At 73.0% G+C, this 12294-nt stretch carries 12 protein-coding genes; 6 read left to right on the forward strand and 6 right to left on the reverse strand.

Features of this window, described 5'->3' with window-relative positions; genetic code table 11:
• Positions 1-274: 274 nt before the first annotated feature.
• Both CUT44_RS07190 and lgt read right to left on the reverse strand, forming a co-directional pair.
• Positions 275-1030 (reverse strand): VIT1/CCC1 transporter family protein, encoded by a 756-nt coding sequence (locus tag CUT44_RS07190; protein ID WP_100201322.1) that lies wholly within the window; start codon positions 1028-1030, stop codon positions 275-277.
• A 149-nt stretch (positions 1031-1179) separates the two neighbouring features.
• A complete protein-coding gene (lgt, locus tag CUT44_RS07195; RefSeq protein ID WP_100201323.1) occupies positions 1180-2223 on the reverse strand; it encodes a prolipoprotein diacylglyceryl transferase in 1044 nt (347 codons plus the stop codon).
• A 376-nt stretch (positions 2224-2599) separates the two neighbouring features.
• Between lgt and CUT44_RS07200 the strand changes: the two genes are divergently transcribed.
• The 6 genes from CUT44_RS07200 to CUT44_RS07225 all read left to right on the forward strand — a co-directional run bounded on the left by CUT44_RS07200 (position 2600) and on the right by CUT44_RS07225 (position 8620).
• A complete protein-coding gene (locus CUT44_RS07200; RefSeq protein ID WP_408646717.1) occupies positions 2600-2983 on the forward strand; it encodes a DUF485 domain-containing protein in 384 nt (127 codons plus the stop codon).
• Positions 2980-4677: a solute symporter family protein gene (locus CUT44_RS07205; protein WP_408646718.1), complete on the forward strand. Its 1698-nt coding sequence runs from the start codon at positions 2980-2982 to the stop codon at positions 4675-4677. Before CUT44_RS07200 ends, CUT44_RS07205 begins: the two co-directional genes overlap by 4 nt.
• A 232-nt stretch (positions 4678-4909) precedes the next feature.
• Positions 4910-5968: a sensor histidine kinase gene (locus tag CUT44_RS07210; RefSeq protein ID WP_199185635.1), complete on the forward strand. Its 1059-nt coding sequence runs from the start codon at positions 4910-4912 to the stop codon at positions 5966-5968.
• Positions 5965-6750, forward strand: a complete 786-nt coding sequence (locus CUT44_RS07215; protein ID WP_100201324.1) for a LytR/AlgR family response regulator transcription factor — start codon at positions 5965-5967, stop codon at positions 6748-6750. Before CUT44_RS07210 ends, CUT44_RS07215 begins: the two co-directional genes overlap by 4 nt.
• A complete protein-coding gene (locus CUT44_RS07220; RefSeq protein WP_199185636.1) occupies positions 6747-7151 on the forward strand; it encodes a hypothetical protein in 405 nt (134 codons plus the stop codon). The genes CUT44_RS07215 and CUT44_RS07220 overlap by 4 nt, the downstream gene beginning before the upstream one ends.
• Positions 7148-8620 carry a sodium/solute symporter gene (locus CUT44_RS07225; RefSeq protein WP_100201325.1) on the forward strand — a complete coding sequence of 491 codons (1473 nt, stop codon included), beginning with the start codon at positions 7148-7150 and terminating at the stop codon, positions 8618-8620. The genes CUT44_RS07220 and CUT44_RS07225 overlap by 4 nt, the downstream gene beginning before the upstream one ends.
• A 137-nt stretch (positions 8621-8757) precedes the next feature.
• On the opposite strand, the gene trpA is transcribed toward CUT44_RS07225, so the two are convergent.
• The 4 genes from trpA to trpC all read right to left on the reverse strand — a co-directional run bounded on the left by trpA (position 8758) and on the right by trpC (position 12126).
• Entirely contained in the window at positions 8758-9576 is an 819-nt protein-coding gene (gene trpA / locus CUT44_RS07230) for a tryptophan synthase subunit alpha (RefSeq protein ID WP_100201326.1), read from the reverse strand.
• Positions 9576-10835 (reverse strand): tryptophan synthase subunit beta, encoded by a 1260-nt coding sequence (gene trpB / locus CUT44_RS07235; protein ID WP_100201327.1) that lies wholly within the window; start codon positions 10833-10835, stop codon positions 9576-9578. Before trpB ends, trpA begins: the two co-directional genes overlap by 1 nt.
• Positions 10836-11108: 273 nt before the next feature.
• The gene (gene trpM / locus CUT44_RS33875) at positions 11109-11315 is read right to left on the reverse strand and encodes a tryptophan biosynthesis modulator TrpM (protein ID WP_100201328.1); all 207 of its coding nucleotides are present in this window, start codon (positions 11313-11315) and stop codon (positions 11109-11111) included.
• Between the two features lie 4 nt (positions 11316-11319).
• Entirely contained in the window at positions 11320-12126 is an 807-nt protein-coding gene (trpC, locus tag CUT44_RS07245) for an indole-3-glycerol phosphate synthase TrpC (protein ID WP_100201329.1), read from the reverse strand.
• Positions 12127-12294: the final 168 nt, after the last annotated feature.

Genomic DNA, 12294 nt, shown 5'->3' on the forward strand with positions numbered 1-12294 from the left:
ATTTTTCGTGCAGGTTACATGATGGACAGTTCTTCCGGTCCGTGGACGGTCGTTCCATCATGCGGACGCCGCGGTGGTGGTCGAATCGGACGGACGGTGGGAGACCGCCGCGGGGATTCGGGGTGGCGCCGGCGACACTGCCAGAAGCGCTCCGTTGTCTTCCCCTGCGGTGACACGGTTGAAACCACGGGGTAACACGGAAACTGCCGGAGCCGGCGCCGGACTGCTCACGTCCGGCCGCGGCTCCGCCGTTCGGGGCTGCCGCCCCGGGCCCTCACCCCAGGGCCACCCCGAACAGGGTACCCAGTCCGTAGGTCACGGCCGCCGCCGCGCCGCCCAGCGCCAGCTGCCGCAGCCCGCTGTACCACCAGGGCCGGGAGGTGACCTTCGACACGACCGCACCGCACAGGAACAGCCCCAGCAGCGACACCGCCACGGCGGGCCACAGCACGGCGGCGCCCAGCAGGTAGGGCAGGACGGGCAGCAGGGCGCCCACCGCGAAGGAGGCGAAGGAGGAGCCGGCGGCGACCGCCGGTGACGGCAGCTCCCCGGGGTCCACACCGAGTTCCTCGCGGGCGTGGATCTCCAGGGCCTGCTCGGGGTCCCTGGAGAAGTGCTCGGCGACCTGCTCCGCCAACTCCGGCGGCAGGCCCCTGCCCCGGTACAGGTCGGCCAGTTCCTGACGCTCGCTCTCGGGGTGGCGGCGCAGTTCGCGCCGTTCGACCTCCAGTTCGGCCAGGACCAGTTCGCGCTGGGAGGCCACCGAGGTGTACTCGCCGGCGGCCATGGAGAACGCGCCGGCGGCGAGTCCGGCCAGTCCGCTGAGGACGACCACCTGCCGGTCCACCGTGCCGCCCGCGACCCCCGTCATGAGGGCGAGGTTGGACACCAGGCCGTCCATCGCGCCGAAGACGGCGGGACGCAGCCAGCCCCCGCTGACGTCGCGGTGGGTGTGGTTGTCGCGGTGCGCGGAGTTCGGCGCTCCCGGACGGAGTGTGATCCCGGTTCCGTCCCCGGCCGTGTACGACATCGCGTCGCTCCTCCTCCCCGGGGTCTGCCCGGGATCCCGGTCCGGAGTTACGACCGTACGCCGGAAGGTGCGCGCAAGCCAGCAAGGAAGGCCAAACTAACCACTCCGACCTGCGCTTTCACCGCGGGGACGCTGTTGGCGCCCCCGGCTCACTTCCGGGCGGGAGCCGACTTCCCGTCTCCGCCGCCGGCCGTCCCGGAGGACCCGGAGCCTCCGGCCCCCTCCCGGCTCCGGCCCTTCCCGGATCCGCCGGTGCCGGTGTCACCGGCCGCATCGGTGCCGCCGGCGTCGGTGTCCTCGGCGGCGTCGGTGTCGTCCGCGGCGTCGGTGCTGCCGTCACCGGTCTTCCCCTCGGTCTTCCCGTCGTCGCCGGTGGGCTTGTCCGGCACCGGCTCCACCACGTCCTCGCGGCCCGGGCGGCGCCTGGCCGAGACCACCAGGTACAGCACCGCGGCCAGGAAGACGGCGATCGAGGTCCAGTTGTTCAGCCGCAGGCCGAGGAACTCGTGGGCCTCGTCGATCCGCAGGTACTCGATCCAGAAGCGCCCCACCGTGTACCCCGCGACGTACAGGGCGAAGGCCCGGCCGTGACCCAGGCGGAAGCGGCGGTCCGCCCAGATCACCAGGGCGGCGACGAGCAGGCACCACAGCGACTCGTACAGGAAGGTGGGGTGGAAGGTGCCGGCGTCGACGCCGTTGTCGATCCGTACGGCCCACGGCAGGTCGGTGGGGCGCCCGTACAGCTCCTGGTTGAACCAGTTGCCCCAGCGGCCGATCGCCTGGGCGAGGGCGATACCGGGCGCGATGGCGTCCGCGTAGGCGGGCAGCGGGATGCCCCGCAGGCGGCAGGCGATCCAGGCACCCACCGCGCCGAGCGCGATCGCCCCCCAGATACCGAGGCCGCCCTCCCAGATCTTGAGGGCGTCGACCCAGTTCCGTCCCTCGCCGAAGTAGAGCTGGTAATCGGTGACGACGTGGTAGAGACGGCCGCCCACCAGACCGAAGGGCACCGCCCACACGGCGATGTCGGCGACCGTCCCGGGCTGCCCGCCGCGGGCGACCCAGCGCCTCCCGCCGAGCCAGACCGCGGCGAAGACGCCGGCGATGATGCAGAACGCGTAGCCCCGCAGCGGGATCGGCCCGAGCACGATCTCGCCGGACGACGGGCTGGGGATGAAGGCAAGGGTGTCCATGACCCCACGAACGCTACCGTGCCGGGCTCGCCGGGCGGCAACCCGCCCGGCAACGGGTCCGTAACGCGCGCCGCCGGCCGCGCCCGATTCCTGCCCGTATCCCGCCCCGCGGACCGCCGCACCTCGCCCGAAACCGGCGAAACCCCACCCGTTCGCCTGCGCGCGCGGCCTTCCCCGCCCCGGGGAACCGACCGTTCGGCGCGAATCGCGACCGCTCGGCGCACGGCGAACTACCGCTCGGCGCACGCATCCGGCATTCGCCGCACACCCTGACCAGCGTCTTCACCGCCGATGTGACGCCGCTTACGTTCCCCGCATTCCTTTTCCGCTCCCGTACGTCGTGTCGTATCGCGTCGTGTCGATGAAGGAGGCGGCAGTGTCCGCAGAACGTCCACAACCCACCCTGGACCCCGCCGGGGACGCGGAGGACCGCATGGTTGCCATGCACAGTGATCCCCGCTTCGACAACCTCAGGCGGACCTTTGTGTCCTTCGTGCTCCCCGTGAGCATCGCCTTCCTGGCCTGGTACCTGCTCTACGTGCTGATGTCGGCCTATGCCCGCGATTTCATGGGCACGGTGCTGTTCGGCGATGTCAACGTGGCCCTTGTCTTCGGAATCCTCCAGTTCATCAGCACCTTCGGCATCGCGATCCTGTACGCACGCTTCGCCGGACGGAAGCTGGACCCGCAGGCCGACGCCCTGCGCGATGAGCTGTCCGGTGCCGGTGTCGGCAACGGCCTGAGGGGAGACCGGGCATGACCGGAATGTCGCAGACCCTGCTGGCCGCGGAAGAGGTCAGCTCCAGCAGCCGCACCCTGACCATCCTGGTGTTCATGGTGATGATCGCCGTGACGCTCGGCGTCACGGTGTGGGCCGGGCGCCGGACCAAGTCGGCGGCCGACTTCCACTCCGGTGGTCGCGAGTTCAGCGGTATGCAGAACGGCTTCGCCATCGGCAGTGACTACATGTCCGCCGCGTCGTTCCTCGGCATCGCGGGCATGATCTCGCTGTTCGGCTACGACGGCTTCCTGTACTCCATCGGCTTCCTGGTCGCCTGGCTGGTGGCGCTGCTGCTCGTCGCGGAGCTGCTGCGCAACTCCGGCCGGTTCACCATGGCCGACGTGCTCTCCTACCGGATGCAGCAGCGTCCGGTGCGGACCGCCGCCGCGGTGTCCACGATCACCGTGTCGATCTTCTACCTGCTGGCCCAGATGGTCGGCGCCGGCGCGGTCGTCGCGCTCCTGCTGGGCATCCGGCCGGGCGAGACGTACCTGGGCATGGACGCGGACACCGCCAAGATCGCAGGCATCGTCATCGTCGGCATCCTGATGACCCTCTACGTCACCTTCGGCGGTATGAAGGGCACCACCTGGGTGCAGATCATCAAGGCCGCCATGCTGATGGGCGGCACGATCCTGCTCGCCACGCTGGTCATGGCCATCTACGGCTTCAACTTCGGCGAACTGATGAGCGACGCCGCGAACGCCAGCGGCGCCGGGCAGTCCTTCCTGGAGCCGGGTCTGCGGTTCGGTGTGGAAGTTCCGGACGACGCCCTGCAGACGCTGTGGAACAAGCTGGACCTGATCAGCCTGGGCCTGGCCCTGGTGCTGGGCACCGCGGGTCTGCCGCACATCCTGATCCGTTTCTACACCGTCCCGGACTCCAGGGCGGCCCGTAAGTCCGTCAACTGGGGCATCGGCCTGATCGGCTCCTTCTACCTGATGACCCTGATCCTGGGCTTCGGCGCGGCGGCCCTGGTGGGCAGGGAGGCCATCGTCGCCCAGGACGCGGCGGGCAACACCGCGGCGCCGCAGCTGGCCCGGGAGGTCGGCGAGCACTTCGGCGGCGACTTCTTCGGCTCGGTGATGCTGGCCATCATCGCGGCCGTCGCCTTCGCGGCGATCCTCTCCACGGTGGCCGGCCTGGTCATCGCCTCCTCCTCGTCCCTGGCGCACGACTTCTACAACAGCGTGCTGCGCAAGGGGCAGGCGTCGGAGCACGAGGAGATCAAGGTCGCCCGGATGTCGGCCTTCGGCATCGGTGCCGCGTCGATCCTCCTGGCGATCTTCGCCCAGCAGCTCAACGTGGCCTTCCTGGTCGGCCTGGCGTTCGCCATCGCCGCCTCGGCCAACCTGCCGACCCTGCTCCTCAGCCTGTTCTGGAAGCGCTTCAACACCCGGGGCGCGCTCGCCGGCATCTACGGCGGTCTGGGCAGCGCGGTCGGCCTGGTGATCTTCTCGCCGGTGTTCTCGGGCACCGAGAAGGCCCTCATCCCGGGCATCGACATCTCCTGGTTCCCGCTGTCGAACCCGGGTCTGGTGTCCATCCCGCTCGGCCTGCTGTGCGCGGTCGTCGGCACGCTGTCCTCGGGTGAGAGCAACCCGCGGCGCTTCTCCGAACTCCAGGTGCGGGCCCTGACCGGGGCCGGTGCTGAGGGCGCCGCACAGCACTGACACCGGTTCCGCCGGGCCTCTGAGAGGGGCCCGGCGGGCCACCGGGCTCCCGGTGGCGGGTTCTTCTCTCCGGCGCGACCCCCCACGCCCGGCGCCGGTCCCGTCACCGGGTTCCGGGGGAGTTCTTCGGGTTCGGAGCCCGAAGGGCTCCCCTGGCGCTTTTGTGCGTTACGGTCACCCCGTGGCCAGAAGTTCGTGGAGCGGTATCCGGCGCCGCGGACGGACAGGCCGGGTGAGTCCGGCCGGAACCGATCCGCGCGCCGCCGTCGGCGTGCTGCGCGAGGTGCGGCTGATCGGCGCGGATCTCCAGGACGGGCTGCACGGCGGCCGGGCCGCCTCGGCCGCCCGCCGCATCCGCCGGCTGCTGGCGGCCGACGCCGTCGTCCTCGCCGACCTCGACGGACCCGTCGCCCGGCACGGCGCGCTGCCCGCGGACACCGACCTGGACGCGGTGCTCGCCCAGGTCTACGAGCACGGCGCCGCCTTCCGCAAGCCCCCGCTGTGCGCCGCCCCGCTGCTGGTGGCGGACGAGCTGACCGGCTGCCTGGTCGTCGGCGTCGCCCCCGGTGACCGGGCACTGGACGAGCGCGAGCTGGCCGAGGTCGCCGAGCTGGTGTCGCAGTCGCTGGACCACACCGAGCTGCGCAGCGCCCGCGCCCGGATCGCCGCCGCCGACCTGCGGACCCTGCGCGCCCAGATCTCGCCGCACTTCGTGCACAACTCGCTGGCCGTCATCGCCGCGCACATCCGCACCGACCCCGGCCGCGCCCGCCAGCTGCTCACCGACTTCGCGGACTACCTGCGCTACAGCTTCTCCACGGCGGGCGACTACGTCACGGTCGCCGCCGAGCTCCAGGCCACCCAGACGTATCTGGAGCTCCAGCGCGCCCGCTTCGACGACCGCATGGAGATCACCGTGCGGATGGCGCCGGAAATTCTTCCCGTGGCCATCCCCTTCCTGGTGGTCCAGCCCATAGTGGAAAATGCCGTGCGTCACGGACTGGAGAAGAAGGCCGAACCCGGGCACATCAGCGTCTCGGGGTTCGGCGAGGGCCCGCTGTGCGTCATCGAGATCGAGGACGACGGGACGGGCATGGAGCCGGGACTCGCCCGGGCGATCCTCGCCGGCGTCGGTCCCCCCGCCAAGGGCGTCGGTCTGGCCAACGTGGACCGGCGGTTGCGCACCGTGTACGGACCGGAGTACGGCCTCGTCATCGAGACCGCGCCCGGCAACGGCACCAAGGTGACGATCCGGGTGCCGCGTTTCATGCGAGGGGTGGTTACGGAATGACGGGCAGCTCACTGCGGACCCTCCAGGTCCTCGTCGTCGAGGACGAGGCGTCCACCCGTGAGGAGCTCGCCGACCTCCTCACGGACATCCCCGAGATCGGCGACGTGTACGCGGCCGAGAGCGGTGCCCGGGCGGTGCAGCTGCTGGGGGCGAACGCCTTCGACGCCGTCTTCCTGGACATCTCCATGCCCGGTCTGAACGGGATGGACGTGGCCCGGGTGATCAGCCAGCTCTCGGCGCCGCCCTCCATCGTCTTCATCACCGCCTCGGAGTCCCACGCCATCGAGGCGTTCGGCATCGGGGCGGTGGACTATCTGCTCAAGCCCGTCCGGCCCGAGCGGCTGGCCGACTCGGTCGCCCGGATCGGCGCCCTGCGCCGGGCCGGTGCGGGCGGGGGCGAGGAGGACGGGCCCCGGGACGAGCTGGCGGTCGTCCAGATCGACCACGGCCGCCGGACCGTGTTCGTGCGCCGCGACGACGTGCAGTTCGTGGAGGCGCACGGCGACTACATCCGGCTGCACACCGCCCAGGGCACCCATCTGCTGCGGCTGTCGCTGTCCTATCTGGAGGAGATCTGGGCCCCCGCGGGCTTCGTACGGGTGCACCGCGGCTATCTGGTGGCCATCGACTGGGTCCACGACCTGCGGGTCACCAGCTCGTCGGGGCTGGTGGCGTGCACTCCGGCGGGCGATGTGCCGGTCAGCCGCCGCCATGCCCGGGGACTGAAGGAGCAGTTGCTGGAGGCGGCGCGCAGCGGCCAGCTGGGCAGGGCGGCCCGGTGAAGGGCGGCCAGCTGAGCGGCTCCCGCCGCGCCAAGATCACCAGCCCGCAGACCCGGATCGCCCTGGCCCGCGGCCATCGCCGCCACCCGCAACTGCTGCCGCTGCCCGCGCCCGCCGACGCCGAGGCCGCCCGCGCGGTGTTCGCGGCGCAGCGCCGGGTGGCCCTGCGCACGCTGGCACTGCTGGGCGCGGTGCTGTTCGGGACGAGCGGGGCGATCGCGGCCCTGCCCGTGCTGGACCGGATGACGCTGTGGGGGTTCCCGCTGTCCTGGCTGGTGCTGGCCGTGGCCACCTACCCGGTGCTGCTGCTGCTCGCCATGGACCATGTGCGCCGGACCGAGCGGGTGGAGGACCGGGCCGGCGGCAAGCGGGACGGCCCCTCCCCGGGGGGCGGCGGATGACGGGCGTGACGGCGATCGGCCTGGTACTGGTCGCCAGTCTGGCCATCGGTCTGTACGGGGTCCACGCGGCCCGCACCAGCCCGGACTTCCTGGTGGCCTCCCGCCGGATCGCCCCCGGCTGGAACGCCATGGCGATCGCCGGCGAGTACGTCTCGGCGGCCTCGGTGCTCGGGCTGGCCGGGCTGATGCTCAAGGACGGCATCGGGGCGATGTGGTACGCCGTCGGGTTCACCGCCGGATATGTCGCCGTGGTCGCGCTGGTGGCCGGGCCCATGCGGCGCTCGGGAGCGTTCACCGTACCGGACTTCGCGGAGTACCGGCTGGGTTCGCCCACGATCCGCAGGCTGTGCGGGCTGATCGTCCTGGTGATCATGTGGCTCTACCTGGTGCCGCAGTTCAAGGGCGCCGGGGTGGTCCTCCACCTGGTCAGCGGCACTCCCTACTGGGTGGGCGTGGTCCTGGCCGGGCTGGTGGTGAGCGCCTCGATCGCGGTGGGCGGCATGCGGTCGGCCACCTACGTCCAGGCGTTCCACTACCTCGTCAAGCTGCTGTTCATCGCCGTACCGGCGATCTACCTGGTGGTGCACGTCGGCGCGCAGACCCGGGCGGAGGCGCTGCGCCCGGTGCGGGTGGGGGACGTCACCTCCGGGGACTGGAGCCGCCCGCTGATCGATCTGGAGGGGGCGGGGCTGCCGCTGCTGTCCACCTGGTCGGTGCTGCTGGCCACCACGCTGGGCGCGATCGGGCTGCCCCATGTGATCATGCGCTTCCACAGCAGTCCCACGGCCCGCACCGCCCGCCGGGTGGCCGTCATCGTGATCGGGCTGCTGAGCGTGTTCTACCTGTTCCCGGCGGTCTACGGACTGCTGGGCCGGGTCCTGACCCCGCACCTGGTGCACAGCAACGCCACCGACACCGTCTCCGTCGTCCTGCCCGGGACCGCCGTGCCGGGCGCGCTGGGCAGCGTGCTGACCGCCCTGGTGGCCGCCGGCGCCTTCGCGGCGTTCCTGTCCACCTCCTCGGGGCTGCTGCTGGCCCTGGCCGGCGGACTCTCCCACGACCTGTTCGGCGGCGGGCTGGCCAAGCTGCGGCAGGCGGTGGCGGCGGGGGCCCTGGTGGCGGTGCTGCTGTCGCTGCCCGCCGCGCACCTGGACATCAACGTCGTGGTCGGCTGGGCGTTCGCGGTGGCGGCGTCCACGTTCTGCCCGCTGCTGGTGCTGGGCATCTGGTGGACCCGGCTGACGGTCGCGGGCGCGGCGAGCGGACTGGCCGTGGGAGTGGTCACCGCCACGGGGGCGGCGGTGCTGTCCGCCACCACCCGGCCGCCGTTCCCCTGGCTGACCGTGCTGCTGGCCCAGCCGGCCGCCTGGACGGTGCCGCTGGCCTTCCTCACCATGATCGTCGTGTCGCTGCGCGGCACCCCGGCCGACTGGTCCGAGCGGGCCGTCCTGCGGCTGCACGCCCCCTGAGCCGGGGCGGCGGCCGCGCGGCGGCCGCCGGACTCACGCGAGGACGCGGGGTGTGCGGCGCGCCCGCGACACCCCGCGTCCGCCGGCGGCCGGGTGCCGGAAGGCCCGCTCCCGCCACCCGGCCCCGACCCCGGCGCTCAGCCCCGGCGCCGTACGCCCTCGGCCAGCTCGCCGGCGAGTTCGCGGACCGCCGCCAGCCCCCCGGCCGGGTCACCGGAGTGGTCCAGCAGCCGCTTGACGAACGCCGAGCCGACGATCACACCGTCCGCGAAGGAGGCCACCTCGGCGGCCTGGTCCGCGTTGGAGACGCCCAGGCCCACGCAGACCGGCAGGTCGGTGGTGGCACGGGTGCGGCGGACCAGTTCCTCCGCCTCGCGGCCCACCGACGCGCGGGTGCCGGTGACGCCCATCAGGGAGGCCGCGTAGACGAAGCCGCTGCCCGCCGCGGTGATCTTCGCCAGCCGCTCGTCACGGCTGCTGGGCGCCACCACGAAGACGGTCGCCAGCGAGTGCTGCTCGGCCGCCTTGCGCCAGGCCTCGGACTCCTCCACCGGCAGGTCCGGCAGGATGCAGCCCGCGCCGCCCGCCGCGGCCAGTTCGGCGGCGAAGCGCTCGGGGCCGTAGCGGTCCACCGGGTTCCAGTAGGTCATGCACAGCACCGGCGCGCCGGTGGCGGCGTGCGTCTCGCGCACGGTCCGCATGACGTCGGCGATCCGCACCCCGCCGCGCAGGGCGATGTCGTCGGCGGTCTGGATGACCGGCCCGTCCAGCACCGGGTCGCTGTGCGGCAGCCCCACCTCGACGATGTCGCAGCCGCCCGCCAGCAGGGCGGTGCAGGCCGCGATGGAGCCGTCCACGGTGGGGAATCCGGCGGGCAGGTAGCCCACCAGCGCGGCCCGGTCCTCGTCCTTCGCCCGGGCCAGGACGCGCCCGAGCAGTTCGGCCTGTCCGGTCATCACTCGCCCCCCTGCCCGGCCCCGGCGGCGCCGGGGCCGTCGTACAGCCCGAAGTAGCGGGCGGCGGTGTCCATGTCCTTGTCGCCGCGCCCGGAGAGGTTGACCAGCAGCAGCGCGTCCGGGCCCAGCTCGCGGCCCAGGTCCAGGGCGCCGGCGAGGGCGTGCGCGCTCTCGATGGCCGGGATGATGCCCTCGGTCTCCGACAGCAGGCGCAGGGCCCGCATCGCCTCGTCGTCGGTGACCGGACGGTACTCGCCGCGCCCGGTGTCCTTGAGGTAGGAGTGCTCGGGACCGATGCCGGGGTAGTCCAGACCGGCCGAGATGGAGTACGGCTCGGTGATCTGCCCCTCGTCGTCCTGGAGGACGTAGGAGCGCGAACCGTGCAGGATGCCCGGTTCCCCGGCGGTCAGCGTCGCCGCGTGCTCGCCGGAGTCCACGCCGTGCCCGGCCGCCTCCAGGCCCACCAGCCGGACACCGGTGTCGGGGATGAAGGCGTGGAACAGGCCGATCGCGTTGGAACCGCCGCCGACGCAGGCGAGCACCGCGTCCGGCAGCCGCTCGGCGCGCTGCAGGATCTGCCGCCTGGCCTCGACGCCGATGACCCGGTGGAAGTCGCGCACCAGCGCCGGGAAGGGGTGGGGTCCGGCGACGGTGCCGAAGAGGTAGTGGGTGTGGTCGACGTTGGCGACCCAGTCGCGGAACGCCTCGTTGATGGCGTCCTTCAGGGTCCGGCTGCCGGAGGTCACCGGGATCACCTCGGCGCCCAGCATCCGCATCCGGGCGACGTTCAGCGCCTGGCGCTGGGTGTCGATCTCACCCATGTAGACGGTGCACTCCAGGCCGAACAGGGCGCAGGCGGTGGCCGTGGCGACGCCGTGCTGGCCCGCGCCGGTCTCGGCGATGACCCGCGTCTTGCCCATGCGCCGGGTCAGCAGTGCCTGCCCCAGTACGTTGTTGATCTTGTGCGAGCCGGTGTGGTTGAGGTCCTCGCGCTTGAGGAAGACCCGGGCGCCGCCCGCGTGCTCGGCGAAGCGCCGCACCTCGGTCAGCGGGCTGGGCCGACCGGTGTAGTGGACGAGCAGGTCCTCCAGCTCGGCGGCGAACGCCGGGTCGGCCTTGGCCTTCTCGTACTCGGCCGCCACCTCGTCGACGGCGGCCACCAGGGCCTCCGGGATGAACTTGCCGCCGAACGCGCCGAAGTACCCCTCGGCGGTCGGCACCCGGCCCTCGGGGTCGGGGATGAAGAAGTCGGTGGACATCCGACATGCTCCTTGCGGGGACGCCGAGGCCCTGGGCCCCGGCGATGTGGTCGGGTGGGAACGGTACGCCGCCGCGCCGCGGTGCGGCCGGACGGGACAGGACGGCGGTGCCCGGCGCGCAGCGTCACGGACCGCCCGGGCGGGCGGCGGTGCCCGGCGCGGGGCGGGACGGGCCCGCGCGGCGGCACCCGGTGCTCCTCCCCGGCCCCGGCGGGCCCGGGGGCTTCCGTCACCCGCCTTCGCCGGGGGATCCCGGCACGGGAGGCCCGGTGGCTACCGGGCGGCTCCCGCCCGGTGTCGCACCGGGCTCCGGCCGCGCGCGCCGCCGCCGCGGCGCCATCGCTTTCCGTTGATCTGCCCCGGCTCGCAGCCGATGTGGTACCGCACCCGCCGGCCCAGCACCCGGCGGGCGGGCGCGCGGCAGCCACGCGGACGGCAGCCGCGGGCCAGCCGTACGCACAGGGCCGTCGCGCCCGCCACCGTCTCAGTTCCCGTGCCGCAGGGCGGGGTGGGCGCCGGCCGCGACCAGGTCGGCGACGGCGGCCTTCGGGTCCTTGCCGGTGACCAGGGACTCCCCCACCAGCACCGCGTCCGCGCCCTCGTTGGCGTACGCGATCAGATCGTGCGGGCCCCGCACCCCCGACTCGGCGATCCTGACGATGCCCTCGGGGATCTCGGGGGCCACCCGGGTGAAGGTGCCCCGGTCCACCTCCAGGGTCTTCAGGTTGCGGGCGTTGACGCCGATGACCTTCGCCCCGGCGGCCACGGCCCGCTCGACCTCGTCCTCGTCGTGCACCTCCACCAGCGGGGTCAGCCCGATCGACTCGGCCCGCTCCACCAGCGACACCAGCGCCTCCTGCTCGAGCGCGGCGACGATCAGCAGGACGAGGTCCGCCCCGTACGCCCGCGCCTCCCACAGCTGGTAGGAGGTGACGACGAAGTCCTTGCGCAGGACGGGCACCTCCACCCGGGCGCGTACGGCCTCCAGGTCGGCCAGCGACCCGCCGAACCGCCGCTGCTCGGTCAGCACCGAGATGACCGCCGCGCCGCCCGCCTCGTAGTCGGCGGCGAGCCCGGCCGGGTCGGCGATGGCCGCCAGCGCTCCCTTGGACGGGCTGGACCGCTTGACCTCGCAGATCACCTTGACGCCCTCGCCCCGCAGGGCGGCCAGACCGTCGCGCACCCGCGGCGCACCGGCCGCACGCTCCTTGAGCTCGTCAAGGCCGACGCGCGCCTGCCGCTCGGCGAGGTCGGCGCGGACCCCGTCGATGATCTCGTCGAGCACGCTCACGCGAGCGGCCCCCTTCCTGGCTGGCTCGGTCCCCGCGCCGGGCGCGGGGCTGGTCTGGGCACGTTCGGTCCCGCTGTCACGCACTGCGATGGTATCCGGCTCCGGGCCCGGGCCCCGCATCCGGGCGGCCGCGGTCCCACATACCGGGCAGTACCGGGCCGTGCCGGG

It is taken from the genome of Streptomyces carminius, from assembly GCF_002794255.1.
Classification (GTDB): Bacteria; Actinomycetota; Actinomycetes; order Streptomycetales; family Streptomycetaceae; genus Streptomyces; species Streptomyces carminius.

What these genes read in the sequence shown, in the direction of transcription:
- lgt (WP_100201323.1), bottom strand. Translation starts at nt 2,223, where the DNA reads ATGGACACCCTTGCCTTCATCCCCAGCCCGTCGTCCGGCGAGATCGTG.
- CUT44_RS07225 (WP_100201325.1), top strand. Translation starts at nt 7,148, where the DNA reads ATGACGGGCGTGACGGCGATCGGCCTGGTACTGGTCGCCAGTCTGGCC.
- CUT44_RS07190 (WP_100201322.1), bottom strand. Translation starts at nt 1,030, where the DNA reads ATGTCGTACACGGCCGGGGACGGAACCGGGATCACACTCCGTCCGGGA.
- CUT44_RS07215 (WP_100201324.1), top strand. Translation starts at nt 5,965, where the DNA reads ATGACGGGCAGCTCACTGCGGACCCTCCAGGTCCTCGTCGTCGAGGAC.
- trpB (WP_100201327.1), bottom strand. Translation starts at nt 10,835, where the DNA reads ATGTCCACCGACTTCTTCATCCCCGACCCCGAGGGCCGGGTGCCGACC.
- CUT44_RS07205 (WP_408646718.1), top strand. Translation starts at nt 2,980, where the DNA reads ATGACCGGAATGTCGCAGACCCTGCTGGCCGCGGAAGAGGTCAGCTCC.
- trpA (WP_100201326.1), bottom strand. Translation starts at nt 9,576, where the DNA reads ATGACCGGACAGGCCGAACTGCTCGGGCGCGTCCTGGCCCGGGCGAAG.